Origin of the sequence: Novosphingobium oxfordense (assembly GCF_044029435.1) — a bacterium.
Taxonomy (GTDB): Bacteria; Pseudomonadota; Alphaproteobacteria; order Sphingomonadales; family Sphingomonadaceae; genus Novosphingobium.
The window spans coordinates 838273-859930 of the sequence record NZ_CP147005.1 but is presented as its reverse complement, the minus strand read 5'-3'; the positions used below and the strand labels follow the sequence as shown (position 1 = coordinate 859930).

Annotated in this window: 22 protein-coding genes; 15 read left to right on the top strand and 7 right to left on the bottom strand. The window is 65.5% G+C overall.

All coding sequences use genetic code 11. From position 1 onward, the window contains the following. The first annotated feature begins 1 nt into the window (after position 1). The 6 genes from WBP07_RS03950 (at position 2) to WBP07_RS03925 (ending at position 4817) form a co-directional block, all read left to right on the top strand. Positions 2 to 787, top strand: a complete 786-nt coding sequence (locus WBP07_RS03950; protein ID WP_395394389.1) for a carboxymuconolactone decarboxylase family protein — start codon at positions 2 to 4, stop codon at positions 785 to 787. Further along, positions 777 to 1598, top strand: coding sequence for an NAD(P)-dependent oxidoreductase (locus WBP07_RS03945; RefSeq protein WP_395394388.1), 822 nt, complete (start codon positions 777 to 779; stop codon positions 1596 to 1598). Before WBP07_RS03950 ends, WBP07_RS03945 begins: the two co-directional genes overlap by 11 nt. Then, positions 1595 to 2365, top strand: coding sequence for an SDR family NAD(P)-dependent oxidoreductase (locus tag WBP07_RS03940; RefSeq protein WP_395394387.1), 771 nt, complete (start codon positions 1595 to 1597; stop codon positions 2363 to 2365). Before WBP07_RS03945 ends, WBP07_RS03940 begins: the two co-directional genes overlap by 4 nt. Before the next feature lie 15 nt (positions 2366 to 2380). Further along, positions 2381 to 3166, top strand: a complete 786-nt coding sequence (locus WBP07_RS03935) for an SDR family oxidoreductase (RefSeq protein ID WP_395394386.1) — start codon at positions 2381 to 2383, stop codon at positions 3164 to 3166. 130 nt (positions 3167 to 3296) lie between these two features. Further along, on the top strand, positions 3297 to 4685 hold the full coding sequence (locus WBP07_RS03930) for an amino acid permease (protein WP_395394385.1): 1389 nt from the start codon (positions 3297 to 3299) through the stop codon (positions 4683 to 4685). 6 nt (positions 4686 to 4691) lie between these two features. Then, positions 4692 to 4817, top strand: coding sequence for a hypothetical protein (locus tag WBP07_RS03925; protein ID WP_395394384.1), 126 nt, complete (start codon positions 4692 to 4694; stop codon positions 4815 to 4817). Here the strand turns inward: WBP07_RS03925 and WBP07_RS03920 are convergent. Then, a complete protein-coding gene (locus WBP07_RS03920; RefSeq protein ID WP_395394383.1) occupies positions 4804 to 5589 on the bottom strand; it encodes an energy transducer TonB in 786 nt (261 codons plus the stop codon). The genes WBP07_RS03925 and WBP07_RS03920 overlap by 14 nt on opposite strands. A gap of 312 nt (positions 5590 to 5901) precedes the next feature. On the opposite strand from WBP07_RS03920, the gene WBP07_RS03915 reads away from it, so the two are divergent. The 6 genes from WBP07_RS03915 (at position 5902) to WBP07_RS03890 (ending at position 11294) form a co-directional block, all read left to right on the top strand. After that, the gene (locus WBP07_RS03915) at positions 5902 to 6546 is read left to right on the top strand and encodes a PepSY-associated TM helix domain-containing protein (protein ID WP_395394382.1); all 645 of its coding nucleotides are present in this window, start codon (positions 5902 to 5904) and stop codon (positions 6544 to 6546) included. Positions 6547 to 6557: 11 nt separating this feature from the next. Then, positions 6558 to 7034: a DUF2271 domain-containing protein gene (locus WBP07_RS03910; protein ID WP_395394380.1), complete on the top strand. Its 477-nt coding sequence runs from the start codon at positions 6558 to 6560 to the stop codon at positions 7032 to 7034. A gap of 17 nt (positions 7035 to 7051) precedes the next feature. Continuing rightward, positions 7052 to 7993, top strand: a complete 942-nt coding sequence (locus tag WBP07_RS03905; RefSeq protein ID WP_395394379.1) for a DUF4198 domain-containing protein — start codon at positions 7052 to 7054, stop codon at positions 7991 to 7993. A 13-nt stretch (positions 7994 to 8006) separates the two neighbouring features. After that, a complete protein-coding gene (locus WBP07_RS03900) occupies positions 8007 to 8981 on the top strand; it encodes an FAD:protein FMN transferase (RefSeq protein ID WP_395394378.1) in 975 nt (324 codons plus the stop codon). 133 nt (positions 8982 to 9114) lie between these two features. Continuing rightward, positions 9115 to 10587, top strand: coding sequence for an aspartate aminotransferase family protein (locus WBP07_RS03895; protein WP_395394377.1), 1473 nt, complete (start codon positions 9115 to 9117; stop codon positions 10585 to 10587). Then, a complete protein-coding gene (locus tag WBP07_RS03890; protein ID WP_395394376.1) occupies positions 10584 to 11294 on the top strand; it encodes an HAD family hydrolase in 711 nt (236 codons plus the stop codon). Before WBP07_RS03895 ends, WBP07_RS03890 begins: the two co-directional genes overlap by 4 nt. Here the strand turns inward: WBP07_RS03890 and WBP07_RS03885 are convergent. The 3 genes from WBP07_RS03885 to WBP07_RS03875 are packed head-to-tail and all read right to left on the bottom strand — an operon-like array spanning position 11277 to position 14649. Then, positions 11277 to 12308, bottom strand: coding sequence for a lysylphosphatidylglycerol synthase transmembrane domain-containing protein (locus WBP07_RS03885; RefSeq protein ID WP_395394375.1), 1032 nt, complete (start codon positions 12306 to 12308; stop codon positions 11277 to 11279). The two genes, WBP07_RS03890 and WBP07_RS03885, sit on opposite strands and share 18 nt — an antisense overlap. Further along, entirely contained in the window at positions 12305 to 12940 is a 636-nt protein-coding gene (locus WBP07_RS03880; RefSeq protein WP_395394373.1) for a response regulator, read from the bottom strand. The genes WBP07_RS03885 and WBP07_RS03880 overlap by 4 nt, the downstream gene beginning before the upstream one ends. Beyond that, positions 12937 to 14649, bottom strand: coding sequence for a sensor histidine kinase (locus WBP07_RS03875; protein ID WP_395394372.1), 1713 nt, complete (start codon positions 14647 to 14649; stop codon positions 12937 to 12939). Before WBP07_RS03875 ends, WBP07_RS03880 begins: the two co-directional genes overlap by 4 nt. A 432-nt stretch (positions 14650 to 15081) precedes the next feature. Here WBP07_RS03875 and WBP07_RS03870 point away from each other — a divergent pair, with 432 nt between their 5' ends. Further along, positions 15082 to 15582: a MucR family transcriptional regulator gene (locus WBP07_RS03870; RefSeq protein ID WP_395394371.1), complete on the top strand. Its 501-nt coding sequence runs from the start codon at positions 15082 to 15084 to the stop codon at positions 15580 to 15582. A 50-nt stretch (positions 15583 to 15632) separates the two neighbouring features. Here WBP07_RS03870 and WBP07_RS03865 read toward each other — a convergent pair whose 3' ends face one another. After that, the gene (locus WBP07_RS03865; RefSeq protein ID WP_395394370.1) at positions 15633 to 17264 is read right to left on the bottom strand and encodes a Na+/H+ antiporter; all 1632 of its coding nucleotides are present in this window, start codon (positions 17262 to 17264) and stop codon (positions 15633 to 15635) included. Between the two features lie 253 nt (positions 17265 to 17517). Beyond that, the gene (locus WBP07_RS03860; protein WP_395394369.1) at positions 17518 to 17682 is read right to left on the bottom strand and encodes a hypothetical protein; all 165 of its coding nucleotides are present in this window, start codon (positions 17680 to 17682) and stop codon (positions 17518 to 17520) included. Here WBP07_RS03860 and WBP07_RS03855 point away from each other — a divergent pair. Next, positions 17681 to 18634: a glycosyltransferase family 2 protein gene (locus tag WBP07_RS03855; protein WP_395394368.1), complete on the top strand. Its 954-nt coding sequence runs from the start codon at positions 17681 to 17683 to the stop codon at positions 18632 to 18634. The two genes, WBP07_RS03860 and WBP07_RS03855, sit on opposite strands and share 2 nt — an antisense overlap. Next, a complete protein-coding gene (locus tag WBP07_RS03850; protein ID WP_395394367.1) occupies positions 18631 to 19803 on the top strand; it encodes an acyltransferase family protein in 1173 nt (390 codons plus the stop codon). The genes WBP07_RS03855 and WBP07_RS03850 overlap by 4 nt, the downstream gene beginning before the upstream one ends. A gap of 99 nt (positions 19804 to 19902) precedes the next feature. Here WBP07_RS03850 and WBP07_RS03845 read toward each other — a convergent pair whose 3' ends face one another. Further along, a complete protein-coding gene (locus WBP07_RS03845; RefSeq protein WP_395394366.1) occupies positions 19903 to 21399 on the bottom strand; it encodes a lipopolysaccharide biosynthesis protein in 1497 nt (498 codons plus the stop codon). Positions 21400 to 21658: the final 259 nt, after the last annotated feature.

The window sequence follows — 21658 nt, the reverse complement described above, 5'->3', positions numbered from 1 at the left end:
CATGGCACTGCTAGACCCCATCGAACGCGGCACCCGCGGCCTTGAAACCGAGGCCGAAGTCACCGGCCGCACCGCCAACCAACCCGCAACGCTGTTCGAACAATCGTGGCGCGATTTCGTCTTCGCCGAAGTCTGGACCCGTCCCGGTCTGCCGCGCCGCCCGCGATTTCTGGTGGCGATCGCCAGCGCGGTCACGTGCGGATTGCAGGACAGCCAGATCGACGATTTCGTGCGCGGCGCATTGCAGACCGAAGCACTGACACTTGCCGAACTGCGCGAGGCGGCATTGCACTTGGCCGTCTACGCAGGCTGGGGCAACGGCGGAAAGCTGGACCGCGCGGTGACGCGTGTGGCGGAGGAACTCGGCCTGCCACCCGCCGAAGTGCCCGCGATCTGCCCCGACCCGTGGGACCCGGAAGTGCGCAACCAACGCGGGCATGACGAATTCGCGCAGGTCATGACCTTCCCGCCCGGCCCGCCGGCCACGCCCTATCTGGAAGGCATCAACAACTTCGTGTTCGGAGAAATGTGGTGCCGTCGCGGCTTGGACGAGCCCTCGCGCCGCTGGATCACGCTGGTCGGCGTCTGCGAGTCCGGGGCAGAAATCCCGATCCGCAGCCACATCCACGCCGCGATGGCGAGCGGCAACTGCCAGCCTGCCGAGATGCTGGAATTCTGCCTCCAATACGGCACTCATGCCGGCTGGCCCAAAGCCTCGCGCATTCAGGGCGTGGTGCTGGAGATGATCGACAAAGTCGCGAAGGGGCTCCCCTGGCATGCCAAATGACAAAATTTCGACGGGCTTCATCGGCCTCGGCTCGCAGGGCGGCCCGATGGCGGAGCGAATGCTGGCCGCCGGATACGAATTGACCGTCTGGGCGCGACGGCCGGAGGCGACCGACGACCTCGTCGCGAAGGGCGCACATCGTGCGGCCTCGGTCGCCGAACTTGGCGAACGCTGCCAGCATATCGGCGTCTGCGTGGTGGACGATGCCGGGGTTGAACAAATCTGCGCCGAGCTTCTTCCCGTGATGAAGCAAGGCAGCGTCCTCGTCATCCACTCCACGATCCTGCCGCAGACTTGCGAGCGACTGGCGGCGCAAGCCGAAGCGCGCGGTATCGCCGTGCTCGACGCGCCTGTCAGCGGCGGCGGCGCAGGTGCGGCGGCGGGTACTTTGACCGTCATGTGCGGCGGCAGCGAAGAAACCTTCGCCAAGGCGCTTCCCGTGCTGGAAAGCTTCGCAGGCAAGACGGTGCTGCTCGGCCCGGTCGGTTCCGGCCAGCGCGCCAAGATCGTCAACAATGCGCTGATGGCGGCCAACATGGGCCTTGCCCACGCGGCGCTCTCATTGGGCGAAGAACTGGGCATCGACCGGGCGGCGCTGGCCGATCTGGTCAAGCACTCCAGCGGTCGCAGCTTCGGTTTCGAAGTCTACGCCCGCCTGCCCTCACCCACCGCCTTTGCGCATGGCGGCAAGCTGCTGCGCAAGGACGTGGATCTGCTCGGCACGATCACCACGCCCGACAATGCCTTGGCCCACGCCGCCGATCCCTTCCTCGACGCGGCGCTGGCCGCAATGGAGCAAATCACCCCATGAGCGTGATCTTCAAGACCCTGGACATGACCGGCAAGGCCGCCGTCGTTACCGGCGCCGCATCGGGCCTTGGCCGGATGACCGCGCTGAAACTGGCGGAGGCGGGCTGCGATCTCTGGCTGGTGGACGTGAACGAAGCGGGCCTCGCCGAAACTACCGAGCTGCTCGCCCCGCATGGCCGCAAGGTCGGCAGCGAAGTGGCGGACTTGTCCGATCCCGCCGCCTGCCAAGCCGTGATCGCCCATGCGGTGGAAAAGTTCGGCCGGCTCGACGCGCTCTGCAACGTCGCCGGGCTGATCTACCTCGCCAACACGCCGCAGATGCCGCAAGCGCAGTACGAACGCACCATCGACGTCAATCTCAACGCCCCATTCTTCCTCTCGCAAGCGGCGATCCCGCACTTGCTGGAAGTGAACGGCGCGGTCGTCAATGTCGCCTCCTGTGCGTCCTACATCGGGGAGGCCTATGCCGCCGCCTATTGCGCCAGCAAGTGGGGCCTCGTCGGCATGACCAAGGCCATGGCAATGGAATTCCAGAAGAAACCCATCCGCATCAACGCTGTCGCGCCCGGCGGCATGATCACCAATATCGCGACCAACTTCACCCCGCCGGAAGGCTGCGACTTCGAACTGCTCAAGCGCTTTTCGGGCCTGCGCGGGCAAGTTGAGGTGGAAGACGTGGCCGACCTTGTCGTTCTGCTCGCCTCGCCCGCCGGTCGCGGCTTTCACGGCGCCTGCCTCTCGCTCGACGCGGGCATCACGGCAGGCTGACAGGAGACAATTGCAATGACTTTCTCACTGGACCAGTTCCGCCTCGACGGCAAAGTGGCGGTCGTCACCGGCGCGGGCGGACGCGGCAATTCCATCGGCCGCGCCTATGCGCTTGGCCTTGCCAACGCAGGCGCTTCGATCGTCGTAGCCGACCTTAACGGCGATGGCGCCAAGGCGGTGGCGGACGAGATCGTTGCGGCCGGCGGCAAGGCCGTGGGCGTTCAGGTGGACGTTTCGGACGAAACCTCCACCCTGGCGATGGGCGCCGCTGCCAAGGAAGCCTTCGGCGGCGTCGACATCCTGATCAACAATGCCGCGCTGATGGTCGACGTCAGCTACGACAATTGCGAGACCATCGGCCTCGGCGCCTGGAACAAGGCCTTCGCGGTGAACCTGAACGGCGCGCTGCTCTGTGCCCGCGCGGTGATCCCCTCGATGCGCGAGCGCGGTGGCGGGCGGATCGTAAACCAGACCTCGGGCGGTGCCTTCCCGGCGACCGGGCTCTACGGCATCACCAAGCTGGCCCTGGTCGGCCTGACCACCTCGCTGGCCAAGCAATTCGGCAAGGACGGCATCACCTGCAATGCCATCGCGCCGGGCAACGTCACGTCGGACGCGGGCAAGATGCTGGTGCCGGACGATTCGCCGTTCATCCAGTTCCTCAACATGACCTGCGCGCTGCGCGCCCGCGGCGCGCCGGACGAATTGGTCGGCACGGCGCTGCTCCTTTGCTCGGAAGCGGGCGCATGGATTTCCGGCCAGACCATCCATGTCGACGGCGGCTGGGTTCTGCGGCCGTAAGCTCCGAAAACGGCGCAATAAAGAACAACTTTCGCGTAACAAATTGTGCGAGGGACGCAATCATGTCTTGCGTTCCTCGCCAAATCCTGCTGCCTCCCGCCGATCAAAACATCACGGTAGAGAGGCAGCGATGAACTTCATGACCCGGCGAAAGCCGCTCGTCCCGGCGGGACAGACCGGCAGCGGCCTGAAGAAATCGCTCGGCTGGCCGCACCTGATGGCGCTGGGCGTCGGCGCGATCATCGGCACCGGCATCTACACGCTGACCGGCGTGGCTGCCGGCCTTGCGGGCCCGGCCGTAGTGCTGTCCTTCGCGATTGCCGGCGCGGTCTGCGCCTGCGCGGCGCTCTGCTATGCAGAGATGGCCAGCCTGACCCCGCAAGCTGGCAGCGCCTATACTTATTCGTACGTCGCGGTGGGCGAAGCGCTCGCGTGGGTGATCGGCTGGAGCCTGATCCTCGAATACACCCTCGTCTGCTCGGCCGTTTCGGTCGGCTGGTCCGGCTATGCCTCGGGCCTGATCCGGCAGGCCGGATGGGGCGTGCCGGACTCCTTGCTGGCGGGCGGCGTGATCGACGTTCCGGCGATCTTCATCGCGCTGGCCGTCACCGGCGTACTGCTGGCCGGCACGCGAGAGAGTGCGACGCTGAACTTCATCCTGGTCATCATCAAGATGATCGCGTTGGCCGCCTTCGTGGCGCTGGCCCTGCCCTCGTTCGACCTTGCCCACTTCGCACCCTTCGCCCCGTTCGGCTTCGGCGCCACCGATATCGACGGCAAGAAATTCGGCGTGATGGGCGCCGCCGCGATCATCTTCTTCGCGTTCTACGGCTTCGACGCGATCTCCACCGCGGCCGAGGAAGCCAAGAACCCAAAGCGCGACCTGACCATCGGCATCATCGGTTCAATGGTGATCTGCACGCTGGTCTATGTCGGCGTGGCCGCCGCCGCGCTGGGCGCGGTGCACTTCACCCTCTTCGCGCCGAGCCCGGAGCCGCTGGCCTTTGTGCTCAAGAGCCTGAACCACCCGGCCGCCGCCGCTTTGATCGGCATTGCCGCCGTCATCGCGATGCCCACCGTCATCATGGTGTTCATGTTCGGCCAGAGCCGCGTGTTCTTCGCCATGGCTCGGGATGGGCTGCTTCCGCACGGCCTATCCACCGTCAACAAGCGCGGCGTTCCGGTTGCGGTCACCGTGCTGACCGGCCTTGTCGCCGCCGTGATTTCCGGCATGATGCCGCTGGACGCGATCGCCTCGCTGGCCAATGCCGGTACTCTGGCTGCCTTCATCGCCACCGCCATCGCGGTGATGGTGCTGCGCCGCCGTTCGCCGGAACTGGAACGCCCCTTCGTCACGCCATTGGTGTGGATCGTCGGCCCGGCAACGATCCTTGGCTGCGCCTATCTCTTCACCAGCCTGCAATTGCGGACGATCGAGTTCTTCGTTGCCTGGAACGTGATCGGCTTTGCGATCTACGCCGTCAGCGGCACGCTGCGCGAGAAGGCCGCGCAGGCCTGAGCCGACTTGGTCGGCGGCGAGCAGATCGCCGCCGACATCGGCAAGACACGCGCCGCATACCGCCATCGAGCAGCACTGCGCGCGGCTGTCGGGAAAATTGCCGGAATGCTGGGCGAGATCAGTTCTGAATAGTGAACGGGATCTCTACAAGCCCACGCACCATCACCGGCTGCCCATCGCGGCGGGTGGGCGACCAACGCCAGCGACGCACGGCAGAAAGCGCGGCGTTGTCGAGCCGGTCGAAACCGCTGCTCTTCGAGATCGATATATCGGCCACGGTGCCGTCCAGACCCAGCACCAGCGCCAGAACCACCGTGCCCTGTTCGCGTTTGCGACGCGAATCGATCGGATAACGGGGCGGCACGGCGGAAATCATCTTGGATGAAAGATCGCCGGCATTCTCCACGCGCGGTGCCGGTGCAGCCGGCGCGGGGGCCGATACCGGCGCGCTGATCGGCGAACTGGCGACGGTGGCCACCGCAGGCACCGGCACGGGTACCGGCGACGTGACGATGGGCGGCGGATTGTTGACCAGCACGATCGGCGGCGGCGGCGCCACGATGGGCGATGGCGGCGGCGGCAGCACCGGCTTGGGCTTCGCCTGTTCAGGCGGAGGCGGCGGAGGGGGCGCGCTCAGGTCCGCGACCACGATGTGCTGGCGCGGCGGCTTCTGGAAATTGACAACGTTCATCGCCAGGATCGTCGCCAGCATGCCGGCGACCACCGCGAGCGAGGCAGCCATCGCCGGGACATTGGCGCCGCGCGCCTCGCCATAGCGGCCGGTGGCCTGCCAGGTGGCGGCAACCGCCTGCGGCATCGCGATAACTTCGGCTGCACCGCGCGGGGCGGCGGGCTGCGGCCGCGCAAGCGGCGCCGATTGCGGATACGAAGCAAGTCCAGTCAAAGTAGGATTCCCCTCCGGAACGACGAAACCGTCCCGGCTATTGCGAGTCATTCTCATAGCCATAACAATGCGGCTCGTCGAGATGGTTTCCGCTTCATGTCTGACGCAGGCGCCCGAGCGATGCGAACAGCCTTTCCGGTCAATGACCTGTCATCGGGAAACGATCGCCAGCTCAGAGCTTATGGCTCGCAGCCCAAGAAGGCTCTGGCGCATCGGCTGCGATGTGATAAGGGCCGTTCTGCTAATGCCTCGCAACAACGAGAATTCGCACTCCATTTCTGATCAAGCATTTTCCAAGTGGGCATTTTCCGAGTGGACCCTTCCGAGACCAAGACCCTTCCCCGCAAGAAGTCGCGCAAGTGGCGGAATTGGTGGGTCAAGCAGTTGCACACCTGGCATTGGATCAGTGCCGCCATCTCGCTGGCGGCGATGCTGTTCTTTGCTCTGACCGGCATCACGCTGAACCATGCGGCCTCGATTCCCGCGAATCCGGTGGTTACCGACAGCAGCGGCCAAATCCCGCCCGCCCTGCTTTCCACGCTGAAGGCAAGCAGCGACGATGCCCCCCTGCCCGCCCCCATCGCCGCGGCGGTACGCAAGGCCGTGGGCCTGGACGCCAGCGGCAAGGCCGGTGAGTGGTCGGACAGCGAGGTCTATGTCGCGCTGCCCCGCCCGGGCGGCGATGCCTGGGTCAGCATCGACCGGGCAAGCGGCAAGATCTCCGCCGAAGTGACCGATCGCGGCTGGATTTCCTATCTCAACGATCTTCACAAGGGCCGCAATTCCGGCTCCGCCTGGTTCTGGTTCATCGACGTCTTTGCCGTCGCCTGCGTGCTGTTCACGGTAACCGGCCTCTTCCTGCTTCAGGTTCACGCGCGCCACCGCCCGTCCACCTGGCCCATCGTCCTTGCCGGCGTGGCCCTTCCGGTCGTGCTCGCCCTCGTCTTCATCCATTGAAGGATCCACCGATGCGTTTGACTTCCATGATCCTGCTCGGCGGCGCGGTTGCCGTTCCGGCCTCGGCCGCCACGGTCACCGTAACGATCCCGCAGCTGAAAGTTGCCGAATACCACAAGCCCTATGTCGCGGTCTGGCTGGAGCCGGCCGGCGGCGGCGCCCCGCGCACCATCGCCGTGTGGTACGACCTGAAGAAGAAGGGCAACGAGCCCGGCACCAAGTGGCTTGCCGACCTGCGCGCCTGGTGGCGCAAGGGCGGCCGCAGCATGGCCCTGCCCGCCGACGGCGTGAGCGGTGCTACGCGCGGCCCCGGCGCGCAGACGATCCCGCTGCCGCGCGACCTGAAGCCCGGCGCCTACGTTCTGAACGTGGAAGCCGCGCGCGAAACCGGTGGGCGCGAACTCGTCACCCTGCCGATCTCCGTGCCGGCCAACAACGCCAGCGCCAGCGGCAAGACCGAACTCGGCACTGTCACGATTTCTCGATAAACGGGGGTTTTCCAGACATGAAAGCTTATGCAACCGGGCTGCTTGCCGCAGCCGCACTTTTCGCGCTTCCCACCACCGCTTCGGCCCACCGCCAGTGGCTGCTTCCCTCGGTAACAACGCTGGCCGGCACCGACGGCTGGGTAACGGTGGACGCGGCGGTTTCGAACGACCTGTTCGATCCCGATCACTTCCCGATGCAGACCGACCAGATCCAGGTCACCCAGCCTGACGGAAGCAAGGGCCAGATCCAGAACGCCGCCACCGGCCGCTATCGTTCGATGTTCGACGTGCAGATCGACAAGGCCGGCACCTGGAAGATCGGCACCGCTTCCAGCAACCTGGGCGGCACGTTCACGCTGAATGGCGAGACCTGGCGCGTCGGCGCCCGTCGCGGCCCGCCCGCCGGCGCCCCCGGCATGCCCCCGCGCGGCCCCGAAGGCGGCGAGCGTCCGGCCGGTGCTGGTGGTCCTGGTGGTCCTGGTGGTCCGGGCGGCCCCGGCGGTTTTGCACCGGCCAAGTCCGTCGCCAGCGCGGCCGAGATTCCGGCCGGCGCCACCGACATCAAGCTGACCGAAACGATCAACCGCAACGAGTTCTTCGTCACCGCCGGCGAGCCGACCACCACGGTCCTCAAGCCCACCGGCAAGGGCCTGGAATTCGATCCGGTAACGCATCCCGACGATCTGGTCGCCAACGAGCCCGCGCGCTTCCGCTTCCTGATCGACGGCAAGCCCGCAGCCGGCCTCACCGTCACCGTGATCGCGGGCGGCAAGCGCTTCCGCGATGGGGAGCATGCGCTCACCCTCACCACGGGCGCCGACGGCACTGTAGAGGTCAAGTGGCCCTTCGCCGGCGTCTACTGGTTGAACGCCACCGCGACCGACAACCACGCGTCGGACAAGCGCGCCGCCGAGCGCCGGATGAGCTACACCACGACGCTGGAAGTCCCGGCGCCCTGATGGACCGCCCCTGATGCGCATTGCGCTTCCCGCGCATATCGATGCTCATGCCTTCGCCGACTGCGATCCATCGATCGCGGTCGGCGAACTGCATGGGGAGACGATGGGCACCACGTGGAGCCTGCGCTTCCCCCTGCGCGACGGAGCCGATCCTGCGGCGATCAAGACGGCCGTGGCAGCCCGGCTGGAAGCCATCGTCACGGAAATGAGTCATTGGGAGCCGGAATCGCTGCTCTGCCGGTTCAACCGCGCACCGGCCGGAAGCTGGATCGCCCTGCCCGACGATTTTGCCCGCGTGATCCACGCCGGCCTCGCCATCGCCGAAGCGAGTGCGGGTGCATTCGATCCCGCCATCGGTCTCCTAGTGGACCTCTGGGGCTTCGGCCCGCCAGGGCCGCAACCCCGGCCCGGTGATGGTGCTTTGGGCGCCGCACGTGCCGCCTCTGGCTGGACGCGACTGGCGTGGGAGCCGGGGCCCCGGCGTCTGCGCCAGCCGGGCGGGCTTGCGCTGGATTTTTCGGGCATCGCCAAGGGCTATGCCGTGGATGCCCTGGCCGATCTGCTGGCCGGCATGGGCATCGGCCATGCGCTGGTGGAAGTCGGCGGCGAACTCGTCGGGCGCGGCGTGCGTCCCGACGGGGAGCCTTGGTGGGTCGATCTGGAAACGCCGCCGGGCCTTCCCGATCTGCCCTTGCGCATTGCGCTCCATGGGCTGGCCGTCGCCACCTCCGGCAATTACCGGCGGGGAGATCATACCATCGACCCACGCAGCGGCAGGCCGGTTGCGAACGGACTGGCCTCGGTCAGCGTTCTTGCGCCGAGTGCGATGATGGCGGACGGCTGGGCTTCGGCGCTGACCGTGCTGGGCCCGGTGGCCGGCCCGGAACTGGCAGCAAAGCGCGGCCTTGCCGCGCGCTTCGTCACGATCGACGGAGGCCTCGCCAATGAGATGCTCAGCCCCGCGCTGAGCGCCATGCTGGCCGATTGAATCCATCCCCCTCCTTCGAATGCTACCAATGGAGACGGCATCCGCGATTCAGGATTATAAGGTCTTGTAGATTCTGCCGAAGCCTCGTTCCGGATAGGTTTGCCAGCAGTGTAAGCGCAGGGAGGTGATGCGGGTGACAGCATATTCGAAGATCGAGGCGCCCCGGCGGGATCGCGAACTGGACCGCCGGCTGCTTACGCTCGACGATGCCCTCGCGCTCGGCAACGATCGGGCGATGGCGCTCTATGCTGCACATCTCAACCGCTACATGCTGCAGGTCTACGATATCCTGGGTCTGCGCAACATGGACGTCATGAGCGCGCAGGGCTGCGAGATCGTGCTACGCGACGGGCGGCGCATCCTGGACTTTTCCGGCGGCTTTGGCGTGCTCGGACTGGGGCACAACCACCCGCGCGTGATCGCGGCGGAGCAGCGCTGCCATGACGAACTGGTGATCGATTCCATCAGGGTCGCCCCGCACAAGCTGCAAGGCGCGCTGGCCCGCAACATCGCGCAGTTCCTGCCCGAACCGCTCGACGTTTCGTTTCTCACGGTGTCCGGGGCGGAAGCCAACGAAGCGGCAATGAAGCTGTGCGACCGCGTGCAGGCGCCGAAGGGCAAGACCAAGTTCGTCTGCATGCGCGGGGCCTTCCACGGCAAGACGCACGGCCCGCTCTCGCTGACCACCGCAACCGATGTGCAGACCGGTTTCCTGCTGGGCGTGCCGGCGGAAAACGTCGTCTATTGCCGCTATGGCGACATCGCCTCCGTCCGCGAGGCGATCGCGCGCGAGGGCGGCAAGGACAATGCGATCGTCGCGGTGATGGTCGAAACGCTGCGCGGCACTTCCTGCGAATCCCCGCCGCCCGGTTACTTCAACCAACTGGTCGATCTCTGCCGCGCGAACGACATCCTGACGATCTTCGACGAAGTGAAAGTGGGCATGGGCCGCACCGGCCGGTTCTGCGCCTTCCAGCACGAGGATGCGGTGCCCGACGTCGTCACGCTGGCCAAGACGCTGGGCGGCGGCAAGCGTGAGATGGGGGCGATGGTCACCTCCCAGGCGCTGTTCGATCAGGCCTATGGCAATGAGCAGGACGCCAACTTGCACGTTTCCAGTTTCTCCAGCCTTGGCGAGAGTTGCGCCGTCGCGATCGAGACGCTGAACGTGCTGGAGGAAAAACGGCTGATCGAACGGGCCGGCGCCATGGGTGCCCACTTGCGCGCCGGGCTGGAACGGCTTCAGGCCAAGTACCCGCGCTGCATCACGTCGCTGCGCGGCAAGGGATGCTTTCAAGCCATCGAACTCAATTTCGGGCAGGTCATGGCCGCCAAAGTGCTGGATATCCGCAAGAACGTGCTGTTCGTCACCTGGGAAACGGTGCTGGTGGGGGCATTGACCCGCGAACTCTATGAGCGTCACGGCATTCTTGCCCACTTCCAGCCGGGCGCGCGTGACCTTATCCATTTCATGCCGCCCTATGTCGTGACAGAGGAGCAGATCGACCGGCTGATCGTCGCGCTGGACGATGTGCTGGGACGCGGCATTGCCGACGCCACCGTGCGCTTCGTCTACAAGAATGTCAGGCGCGTGCTGCGGCGATGACGGTTGCAGTCACAGGTGCCATCGCCTGGAGCGGCGTGCGGCTGGTCGTCTTCGATCTGGATGGCACGCTCTACGATCAGCCGCCGCTGCGCCTGGCCATGGCCCGCGAACTCGGGCTGGACTGCCTGCGCAGCCGCAGCACGCAGACCTTGCGCACGCTGCGCCATTTCCGCCAGGTGCGTGAGAGGTTGGGCGAAGGGCACGGCACGACCGATTTCGCGGCCGAGCAGTATCGGCTCACCGCGCAGCTCTGCCGCCAGCCCGAACGCGATGTGCGCGCCTTGGTGGAAGAATGGATGGAGCGACGCCCCCTTGCCCACCTGCCTCGTTACAAGGCGCGCGGGATAGACCGGCTTTTCGCCGCGATCCGCGCCAGCGGCCGCACCATCGCGGTCTGGTCCGACTTTCCGGTCGTGGCCAAACTGGCCGCGCTGGGCCTTGCCGCCGATCACGCGATCTGGGCCGGCGATGCCGGCGTCGGCCGCCTCAAGCCAGACCCTTCGGGCCTGCGCGCCTTGATGGAGCGCGCCGACGCATCGCCGCGCGAAACGCTGGTGATCGGCGACCGCATGGATCGCGACGTGCGCGCGGCGACTGCTGCCGGCACCCGTGCCTTGCTCCGCTCCCGCCGTCCACATGGCCGGGCGGCGAGTTTCCGTCACTATGACGATCCGGTCTTCGCCCCGCTTCTACGCGGGGCGAACTGAAGGAGAAGGTTGCCGTCGTTCCTCCGGCTTGCCGCGCGTCACCAGCAGCCAGACGATCCCGAACAGCGCGGTGGGCAGCCAGAGCACAAGATGGGCAAGCAGGATCGTTGCCGTCGCCACCTCCGCCGCGATGCCCAGTGCCACGAAGACAAGGACGCCGAACACCTCGAACGAGCCGAAATGGCCGGGCAAGGCTGGAACCAGCGTGCCCAGCGTGGCGACTGCGAACGCCGTAAGTGGCTTTAGCCAGGCGCCCGCCTCGCCCCCCAGGCTGAGCCACGCACCGATCATCACCAGGCTTTCCAGCAGCCAGAGGCCGATCGAAAGCAGCAGCATCCGCGCCATGCGGCGCGCCTCTCCGATTACGCGCACGGCCTCCGCCACCGATCGCACGGCAGCGGCAAGGCGGACGACCGGCCCGCGCGGATAGCGGCGCGCCGCCATTTCCGCGAGGCGTGCCAGCATGGCAGGCATCGCCAGCACCGCCACGCTCACGATCATCGCCGCACCCGCCGCCAGCCGCAGGCGCACCATCGCCTCATGCGGCAAGGACGCATCGACCAGCCAGAGCGCAAAGGCGGCGATGACCAGGATCGCCACCAGGTCCAGAACCCGCTCGACGATCATCGCCGCCACCACCAGCCCGGCGGGCAAGGCGAACCGGCGATGGAACCACCAGACGCGAAACACATCGCCCAGCCGCAGCGGCAGGATGTCGCTGATGCCGAAGCTGGCAATGAAAGGGGCGACGGTCGTCTTCAGCGAAAGGCCGCTCCTGCCGTCCGGATCGAGCAGGAACCGGAAGCGTGCGGCGCGCAGCACGAAATCCAGCGCGTAGGCCAGCAGGGCCAGAACCAGCGGCGACCACGTCGCCCGCACCATCAGCGCGGCGACCTGCGCCATGTCCACCGTGTGCCACAACAGGGCCAGGAAGGCCCCGCCCAGCACCAATCCCGGCAGCACGCGCAGCCACTGGCCGTGCCAGCCCGCGCTTATGGCCGGCTCCGCCTTCACGAGCGCTCCTCTACATGGCGGACGAACAGCGTCGCCAGCGTGGTGCGGCTGGAAATGCCCAGCTTGCGGTAGATATTGTGCAAGTGGATGCTCACGGTGCCTTCGGTAGAGCCCACCGCCGCCGCGATCGCCTTGTTGGAGAAGCCCCGGCACACCAGTTCGCTGATTTCGCGCTCCCGCGGGGTAAGGCTGGCGATCGCTTTCGGTACGTCGATGCCGCCGTCCTCCCGCGCGCGGGCGACGAGGTCTTCCGGCAACCATTTGCGCCCGGCGCTCACTTCATCAAGGCAATCGACCAGCGAGTGCGCGGCATAGTCCTTCAGCAAAAGCCCCCAGACGCCAAGCGACAGGGCCTCGGCGATCTGGCTGCCGCTCATCGTCGCGGAAAGGAAGATCACTCGAACCGGCCAATCCTGCTCGTGAATGACCTTGAGGATGGCCATGCCCCCCACATCCGGCATCGTCACGTCCAGAATGGCGATATCGGGCCGCTGGTCACGGATCACGCTGAGCGCCCTGATCCCGCTGCCGGCGGCTTCCAGCAATTCCACACCGTCCGTGGCGCGCAGCAGGTCGGCAAGGCCGCGCAGCAGCAACGGGTGATCGTCGGCAACGACGACGCGCCGGCTCATGCCGCCAACTCCCCGACCGGGATCACCATCGTCACTTCCAGCCCCGGCGTGCCGCTGCTCAGAAACATCGATCCGCCCAGTTGCAGCACGCGTGCCCGCAGCGAGACCGAACCCTGCCCGCCGGAGACGCAGAGGCCCGTGCCATTGTCCACCAGCGTCAGGTGCATCGCCCCGCCTTCGTGACCGGCGCGGAGCCGGACGCTGGAGGCCGAACCGTGGCGGACCGCGTTGGACGTGGCCTCGGAAACAAGCTGCACGATATCCTCCACCGTGCGCCTTCGCAGATGGATCGGCGCGCCCTGCCAATCGAACGGCACGGCCACGCCCCACTTGCGTTGCAGCAATTCGGCCTGCTGGCGCAGTTCCTCGGCAACGTCGACCGGGCGCTCTGCACGCGCCTCTCGATGATCCTCTACGAAATGGCGGATGCGTCGCTGCTGTTCGGTCACAAGGTCCTCTATCTCGCGCACATGCCGCGCCGCCTCCTCCGGCGTCAGGGCGCCTGCACGGGCGGAGAGCGCGCGCAGTTTCAGGCTGGTTGCGGTCAGATCCTGCAGCACGCTGTCATGCAGGTCCTGACCCAGCCGATTGCGCTCCTCCGCCCGCACATTGTCTGCGTGGCGGGCGACGAGATCGATACGCTCCAGTTCGGAACCCGCACGCGTGGCGATGATATCGCAGAGCAACGCGGCGTCCTCCGGCCGGCAGTCGGGATCGGCGATCAGGATCGAACCGCGAAAGCGCAGACCGGAAAAACCCGCCATCACCGCAAAATCGCGCACCGGCACCGAAGGCAGGTCGAGATGGTTCAGCAAGGTCGCGAAAACATCCGCCTCGCCCCGTGTAAGCACCCGTCCCTCGCCGCGATCGAATACGCCGGTCCGTTCCACCTCTACCCGGTCCCAGACCACCGAATTTTCCAGCGCGGTCAACGCAACGCCGCCCCCGTTCCAGGCGGCCACCACTCCATCGGGCCGGTCATGCTCGCGCCAGACCACCATCATGTGGCGACTGCCGGTTACGTCCCCGGCATGGCTGCACAGTTCGCCCAGCCAGGCACGACGGCCACCCAGCGCGCGCTCCATCGGCCATTTGGCCAGCCGCGCCAGTCTTTCCCGACTGTTCTCGCGGTAGGCACCGAAGTAACCGAGCATGATCGCGGAAAGTAAAAAGTAGGTGGAACGCGCAATCAGCACGTTCAATTCCGACTCTCCGTCCAGCGTATCGGGAATTCCTACTGCAAAAAGCGCGATCTCCAGCAATAACGCGCCCAAGATTGCACCGATGAACCCCCAGCGCACCGTCATCGCCATGAGTGTGAATGGCAGGAACGAGAAGAACGGGCTGGTCAATTCATCCGTCAGGAAGGCCAGCCAGCCGAGAATTGCGGTATCGGCAACGTGAAACAGGAAATGGATCGGGCTGTCGACCGGACGGCGGACGGGCGCGACCAGCAGGACCAGCGAAAAGACGAAGTAGAACCCCAGTATTTGGCGCGCCTCCGGCAGTAGACGCCCCGGGCGCGTGGGATCGAGGTAGATCGCAAGAATGGCGAAACAGGCCGTGACCACCCTGCCCAGCGCGATCAGGCGATTGGGATCGGTGACAAGCAGCGCATTGCGCGCCAGCGTCAGGCCGGAAAAAGTCCAGTCCGCAGCACGATCCGTTCGGCGCTTCGCTATTCGCCTGCTCCCTGCACGACTGCTCATGCCCCGGCCTCCGCAAACACGGCCCGCCCCCCGAGCCTGGCGTCTTTCGGCCGCAGGATAGCACGGAGCGGCAAATTGTTCGGCCTTCATTCGAGGGCGCCGCCCTCGCCTTTTGGAGGGATCGTCGATCAATTTCGAGATGGCCCGGCGGGACGACGTGCCGCCGGTAAGCCGCCGCCTTACATCCCGCATCCACCGCGTCAGCAGATTGCACCGAGCCGACAGAACTTCTTGGCCAGATCTGTCGTAAATTTGCAAATGCAACAAGCGGAATTACTAAGCACACTTACAAATATGGTGCGGTGTGTTTCAAAAACGAACGTAGTGCAGAAAAGATTCGGGAAACTGCGGTAGATGACTTGCGCAATCTTTCTTAGAATGATTGTTCTATGAAGATCGCATCAACAAAAATTCGGGCAACAGGTTAAAAACATGACAGACGTGGCTCTACTCGAACTCGCAGCCGACATCGTGACGGCACATGTCTCCAACAATCCGGTATCTCCGGACGAATTGCCCAAGCTGATCCAGTCGGTGTACGGGTCTCTGGCAAAGTTGGGCCAGCCGGAAGAGACGGTTGAAGAGAAACGCGCTCCGGCGGTCTCCATCCGTTCTTCGGTCAAGTCCGATACGATCGCCTGTCTGGAATGCGGCGCGCGCCTCAAGACGCTGAAGCGCCATCTCGGTTCCGAGCATGGCCTTACCGCCCAGGAATATCGCGCACGCTGGAACCTGCCCGCAGACTATCCGATGATCGCGCCGGACTATGCAGAAAAGCGCAAGGCGATCGCTCTCGAAATCGGCCTTGGCGCCAAGGGCGGCCGTAAGAAGGGCCCTGCGAAGGGCGCAGCAAAGAGTGCAGCAAACGCTACCGCATCGGCACCTGCCCCGGCAGCGGAAACCAAGCGCCGTCCGCGCAGCAAGGCGGAATAACATCAAGGCCGGCGGGGGCGAAGAAGCTGGTTCTTCGCCCCCGCCGCCGTTCATTCGCGCAGGCGGGTTTCCGATAGATCGAGTTCTCGCGTCAGCTTGCGGATGGTCTCGCTGCCGACGCTCCGGTTGCGGATAAGTTCAGCCAATGCCGATCGTTCCGCCTTCAGCCCGACAAGGCGAAAATCGCGGAACAGGCGCTCCTGCGCGCGCACCGCATCCCGCTCATCCTCGCTCAATCCCTCGATCCGCTCACGATAGAGGTCCATCACCCGGCCGCCCGCCGCTGCATAGCGATCGGCATCGCCGCGGGTTTCGGCCAATTGGTGCTGGTGACGTTCGATAGCGGAGATCGCCGCTTCGGCAGTGGCAACGCGGGCAGCATCCTCCTCGGCCTGCTTCGAAGGCTCGGCCGGCATCGTCAAACCCTTGAGCAGCACCGGCAGCGCCACGCTGGCCACGATCAGCGAAACGATGATCACGCCGGCGGCAAGAAAGATCGCAAGATCGCGCGCCGGGAACGGCGAACCGTCGTTCAGCGCCAGCGGCAGGGTCAGCACGCCCGCCAGCGTGATCGCACCGCGCACGCCCGCGAAGGACATCGCCGCGACCAGCCGCCAGTTCGGGCTACGCACGTCGCCGCGCGCCTGCCCTTTGCGCAGGATCGTCAGCTTGAACGAAACCCACACCCACACGAAGCGCAGCGCGGCAAGGCCCAGCACGATCGCTACGACATAGAGCGCCAGCCAGCCCGGCTCGACATGGCCGGTCACCGCGACAGTGCGCTTCGCCCCTGCAAGAATGCCGGGAAGCTGTTCGCCCAGCAGCACGAAGATGATCCCATTGAGCGTGAACTGGATGGTGTCCCACACCGAATTGCGGCGCATCCGCGTGACTGCCATCGCCTGCCGCGAAATCTCCGCGAAGGTCATCGTCACGCCGGCGGCCACGGCGGCCAGAATGCCCGATGCGTGGAATTCTTCCGCCAGCATGTAGGAGCCGAACGGGATCAGCAGGCTGACCAGGATCTGCGATCCGGTATCCTCACCCCAACGGCGCGTCACCCATGCCTTCGCGCGGGAAACGGCCACCGTAACCGCGACGCCGATGACAAGGCCCATGCCCGCCACCCACAGGAAGTTCAGCGCCGCATCGCCGGCAGAGAACGTGCCGGTGAGTGCCGCCGCCACCGCAAAGCGCAGGCAGACAAGGCCCGACGCATCGTTCAGCAGCGATTCCCCTTCAAGGATGTGCATCATGCGCTTGGGGATCGGCACGCGCGCGGCGATGGCCGAAACCGCGATCGGATCGGTAGGCGAAACCACTGCGGCCAACGCAAAGGCAACCGCAAGCGGCATCGCCGGGATCATCCAGTTGATGAACAGGCCCATGCCGATCACGGTCGTCAGCACCAACCCCAGCGCCAATTCGACCACGGTCGAGACGTCCTTGAACAATTCATCCTTGGGAATGCGCCAGCCATCAAGAAACAGCAGCGGCGGCAGGAACAGCAGCAGGAACAGCTCTGGATTGAGCGAAACGCGGTAGGAAGTAGAAAGGCCGATCACGCCGCCCAGCAGGATCTGCACCAGCGGGGTCGGGATCGACCATGGCAGCATCCTTGAAATCGCGCCGCTGACGACCACCGCCAACAGCAGGAACAGAACGACCGAAACGGACTCCAAACCTCAATCTCCTTCGCTTTTCGAACCGGGGGACCATGGGGGTGCGGGGCCGTGATTGCAAATCCGGATGGCGCTTTTCTGCGCCTTTGCGGTGGCCCGCAACACTTTGAAACGAGAACCGATTTGCCGAAGTATCGATAGTCCGCCCCAGCCCTTTTCATCCTGCCGTCACCGCGAATACATGGCGCCTTTGCACGATTACTCGAAGAACCCTGCCCTTCATGTCATGGGATTGACGGGATGTGCGCTTGCCTCATTCTTTCCAGCGACTTTGCCTGAATGGATCGGCACCGATAGCCATTTCGTCGATGCAGGCCGCCCATCCGGCCCATGCCCATTCGTTGGCCGATGCGGTTAAGCTACCCTGCCGTGTCCTCGCCTTGCCGCGATTCGACATGGAACAGGAGAGCACCAGCATGCCTCAGGATCGGGTCACGGTTGTCGTGCCTGCATTTCATGCCTCCGGAACCATCGAACGGACGGTCCGCTCCGTGTTCGGCCAGCCGCAAGTGGATGTCCGCCTGATCGTCGTCATCGATGACGAGGACGGCATGACCGAGGCCGTGCTTGCCGACCTCCCCGATCCCCGGCTTTCGGTCATGACGAACCCGGGCAACCTGGGCGCGCAGAAATCCCGGAACCGCGGGCTCGATGCGGTGGATAGCGAATACGTCATGTTCCTCGACAGTGACGACTTCGTGATGGGAGACCTGCTGCACGGGCTGACCACTGCGCTGCGCCAGGGGCGTGACGGCGAAGGCGCGGACATCGCCTTCGCGCCGTGGCTGTTCTACGACGAGGGGCTGAACCAGGCCAATCGCCGCAAGCCCACTTATACCGGCGCCGCCGATCTGCTCGACCGCTGGCTGGTCCGCCGGCAATGGACTCCGCCCTGCGCGCTGCTCTGGCGAACGGAATTCCTGCGCGACATCGGCGGATGGAACGAGAGCGTACGTCGCAACCAGGATGGCGAAGTGGTGTGCCGCGGCGTGCTCGCCGGCGCGCGTATCGCCCATTCGGCACTGGGCTGCGGAGTCTACGTGCAGCACGATTCGCCGTTCCGCATCTCCGGCAACCGCTCCACCTTCGGCGACCTTGCCGAAGTCGCCGAAGCGCTCCTGCGCCAACCGACCGACCGGCTGCCCGAGGCCGAACGGCGCAAGATCCTGGGCGACTATTTCTACTGGCTGGCCGACAGCGCCTTTCGCCGCGGCGACCGCGAGGCAGGCCGGCACGCCCTGAAGCGCGGAGAGGAACTGGGCGGCGAATTGCGCCTGGATGCGCGGATACCCCGTTTCGGCGCGGCGGTCCTCGGCCTGGAAACCTATCGCGGCGTGTCGGCATGGGTGCGGGGCGCAAACGACCGATGACCGCGTCGCCCGCGCCGTCCGCCTCTCCCGCCCGCGAACACCATTGGGACGCCGTCCGGGGCGGCCTGATGCTGCTGGGCATCCCCTATCACGTCGCGCTGGCCTATCGCCCCGGCCGGGCGTGGATGGTGCCGGTGATGGAAGGCGATCCGCTGATGACGGATCTGGCGCATGTCATCCATATCTTCCGGATGCCGGCGTTCTTCCTGATCGCCGGCTATTTCAGCGCACTCCTGCTGGTCCGCCGCGACGCCCGCACCTGGCTGCGCGCGCGCTTCGTGCGGATCGGCGTTCCCCTGCTCGTGTCGATGCTGACCATCGTTCCAGTGCTGAACCTGCTGGCCGCCTCCGTGCGCGTAGACAACCTTCCCGGCATCCGCGCGCTCTATCCCACCACCGGCACGGTGCTACGGCATCTCTGGTTCCTGGCCGTGCTGCTCTACCTTCAGTCGCTGACCGCGCTTGCCTGCACCGCATGGCCCGGACTACGCACAATGTCTCTCGCGGGCCGGTGGGAGCGGCTGGCCGGGCAATGGTTCATCACCTTCTTCATCTTTGCGGCATTCGGCACGGCGGCCTACTCCGCGCTCGTGCTGGGCGCGGCACATAAGGTGACGAACGAGGATGACATCGCGCAGGGACTGTTCCGCCTGACCGACTTCGTAGCCGCGGTGCCGTTCTTCGTCATCGGCATGGCCCTGCACCGTGCGCCGGCAGTCCGCACCGCCTTCGATCGGCCCTACGCCCCCATCATGGTGCTTACAGCGATCGCAACGGGCGCGGCGATCTATGCGGATCACCACCGCGTCTGGACGATGGAGCGGACTTTCGCGGGATTTGCAGCCTTGGGCTGGGCGCAATGCCTGATCGCACTGGGCAGGACGTTCTTCCATCGCGAGAGCGCCGCGATCCGCACGATCGTCGATTCCTCGCTGGTCGTCTATCTGTTCCACCTGCCCATCGCGATCGCCCTCACCATCGCCGGTTATCGCGTGCAATGGGGCATATGGGTGGAATGGTCGCTGATCAGCGTCCTGACGTTCCTTGCGGCATTTGCGATCTGGCTGGTGATACGCCGCGTGCCGCTGCTGAATTTCCTCTACGCCGGTGTGATACCGCCATCCCCGGCCGGCATCCTTCGCAGCGAACCCGCCAAGGATACCGCCTAGAGCAGTTTCCGATCCGATTGCATCGGATCAACTGCTCTAAGTTTTTAGTTTGCCGCGTTTTCCGAGTCATCAGGTGATTCCACCTGATTAGAAAACGCTCTAGCCGCTGCGCAGGGGCCGCTGGCGGAAGCGTTCGGGCAGCAGGTTCGCGGCCTGTCGCAGCATTTCCGCCATGGCCTGTCGCCCTCCCGGTGTGCAGGCCTGCGCCGCCGCCGCGCCGAAGTAACTCGCCGCCAGCGCAATGGCGATCACCATGACCGTCGGCAGGCCCTTGCCGATCAGCGAGACAACGCCCCAGGCGAACACTCCTCCCAATAGCGAAGGCAGCTGGACGAAATACATGAAGCGCTGGGGAACCGGCGTGCCCAATGTCGCATACCAGTAGAGCATCGGCGCAGTCGCCAATTGGCCGATGAAGTAGGCCCGCGCCACGCCTTCCGCCCCCCACCGAACGCCGATGATGAAGCTGACGATGCTGACCGTGCTGGAAAAGATGCCCCAATACATCATGCGCCGCGTGTTCCCGGTGCTGATGTAGAGCCACGCCGCCGTATTCGGCACGCATTGCACGATGGCGGTGAGGCTGAGCCACAGGAAGATCGGGCTGGCCGCCGCCCAGCGCTCACCCAGCAGGAACGGGATCAGCCGGTCGCTGCAGATCGCGGCGGCCAGGATTCCCGGCATCGATCCCAATGCCAGCGCCCGCAGCGCCAGTTCGTAGACGCGCCGATAGCGCGCCGGCTCATCCCGCACACGGCTGAGCACGGGCAGCATGATCCGGGCCAACGGCTGGTTGATGTTCTGGAGCGGGAACAGCATCAACTTGTAGCTGCGATCGTAGAGGCCCACGGCATCGGCCCCCTCCACTTTGGCGATGATCACATTGTCCAGATTGCGCGCGAAGAAGTTGACGAGGTTGAAGCCCGTCAGGTTGGCGCCGAAGACAACCAGCTTGCGAACGCCGGCGAACGTTGCGCCAAGACGTGGACGCCAGCGGCAGGCCCGCCACATCATCGCCGTGCTGACCACGGCATTGAGGAAGATGCCCAGCCAGATCGCCCAATAGTTCCTGAGGATCAGCGCGGCGATCGTGGTCAGTACCAGCGTCATGATCGAGACGACGATGTCGTTTATGCTGAGCGCGTGAAACCGCATTTCCCGGTTGAGCAGCGCCTGGTGCTGCAGCTTGAGCCCGGTGACCAGAATGGTGAGGCCCGTCGCCGCCGTGACGTATCCGGCGCGCGCGTCGCCGTAGAACGCACCGGCCAGCGGTGCCGCCGCCACCATCGCCAGTGCCGCCACGATCGAAACCAGCACGTTCAGCCAGAACAGGGCGTTGGAATGTTCGAAATCAAGTTCCCGCGCCTGCACCACGGCTTGCGTGAACCCCAGGTTCTGGAATGTCAGCACCAGTCCCGTCAGCGGCGCCACCATGGCGGCAACACCGTAGTCGGAAGGGGAAAGGATGCGCGCAACCACGATCGTGGTCGCCATCGTCCCGAAAATCTTGACGATCTGGGCAATTGCAGTCGATGCCAGCCCCCGCGTCGCATGGCGGCCGATGCCATTCGTGCTGGCGCCGTTCATGCTGGCCATGCCCGCCTATCCGGCAGTGATCGTGAACAGGCCGGGCATTACCCCACCTCCGGAGCTACATCGGCCAATGCTTGGTCTGCCCGTGCTTGACCGCGTCGTCCGTTTTGCCAATGCGTTCAAGGCCATCACCTTCTGGAAGCTGCGATCCGTTACGACCCAGGCCTTGCCCGGCCGCAGCAGCCTAGCCCATGGACTTGCGCAGACGCCATCACTCCAAGGGGGCCTTCTTCCGGCGATCCGGGCACTCATTCGGCATCAG

What these genes read in the sequence shown, in the direction of transcription:
- WBP07_RS03950 (WP_395394389.1), top strand. Translation starts at nt 2, where the DNA reads ATGGCACTGCTAGACCCCATCGAACGCGGCACCCGCGGCCTTGAAACC.
- WBP07_RS03945 (WP_395394388.1), top strand. Translation starts at nt 777, where the DNA reads ATGCCAAATGACAAAATTTCGACGGGCTTCATCGGCCTCGGCTCGCAG.
- WBP07_RS03940 (WP_395394387.1), top strand. Translation starts at nt 1,595, where the DNA reads ATGAGCGTGATCTTCAAGACCCTGGACATGACCGGCAAGGCCGCCGTC.
- WBP07_RS03935 (WP_395394386.1), top strand. Translation starts at nt 2,381, where the DNA reads ATGACTTTCTCACTGGACCAGTTCCGCCTCGACGGCAAAGTGGCGGTC.
- WBP07_RS03930 (WP_395394385.1), top strand. Translation starts at nt 3,297, where the DNA reads ATGAACTTCATGACCCGGCGAAAGCCGCTCGTCCCGGCGGGACAGACC.
- WBP07_RS03910 (WP_395394380.1), top strand. Translation starts at nt 6,558, where the DNA reads ATGCGTTTGACTTCCATGATCCTGCTCGGCGGCGCGGTTGCCGTTCCG.
- WBP07_RS03905 (WP_395394379.1), top strand. Translation starts at nt 7,052, where the DNA reads ATGAAAGCTTATGCAACCGGGCTGCTTGCCGCAGCCGCACTTTTCGCG.
- WBP07_RS03900 (WP_395394378.1), top strand. Translation starts at nt 8,007, where the DNA reads ATGCGCATTGCGCTTCCCGCGCATATCGATGCTCATGCCTTCGCCGAC.
- WBP07_RS03890 (WP_395394376.1), top strand. Translation starts at nt 10,584, where the DNA reads ATGACGGTTGCAGTCACAGGTGCCATCGCCTGGAGCGGCGTGCGGCTG.
- WBP07_RS03880 (WP_395394373.1), bottom strand. Translation starts at nt 12,940, where the DNA reads ATGAGCCGGCGCGTCGTCGTTGCCGACGATCACCCGTTGCTGCTGCGC.
- WBP07_RS03875 (WP_395394372.1), bottom strand. Translation starts at nt 14,649, where the DNA reads ATGAGCAGTCGTGCAGGGAGCAGGCGAATAGCGAAGCGCCGAACGGAT.
- WBP07_RS03870 (WP_395394371.1), top strand. Translation starts at nt 15,082, where the DNA reads ATGACAGACGTGGCTCTACTCGAACTCGCAGCCGACATCGTGACGGCA.
- WBP07_RS03855 (WP_395394368.1), top strand. Translation starts at nt 17,681, where the DNA reads ATGCCTCAGGATCGGGTCACGGTTGTCGTGCCTGCATTTCATGCCTCC.
- WBP07_RS03860 (WP_395394369.1), bottom strand. Translation starts at nt 17,682, where the DNA reads ATGCTGGTGCTCTCCTGTTCCATGTCGAATCGCGGCAAGGCGAGGACA.
- WBP07_RS03850 (WP_395394367.1), top strand. Translation starts at nt 18,631, where the DNA reads ATGACCGCGTCGCCCGCGCCGTCCGCCTCTCCCGCCCGCGAACACCAT.
- WBP07_RS03845 (WP_395394366.1), bottom strand. Translation starts at nt 21,399, where the DNA reads ATGGCCAGCATGAACGGCGCCAGCACGAATGGCATCGGCCGCCATGCG.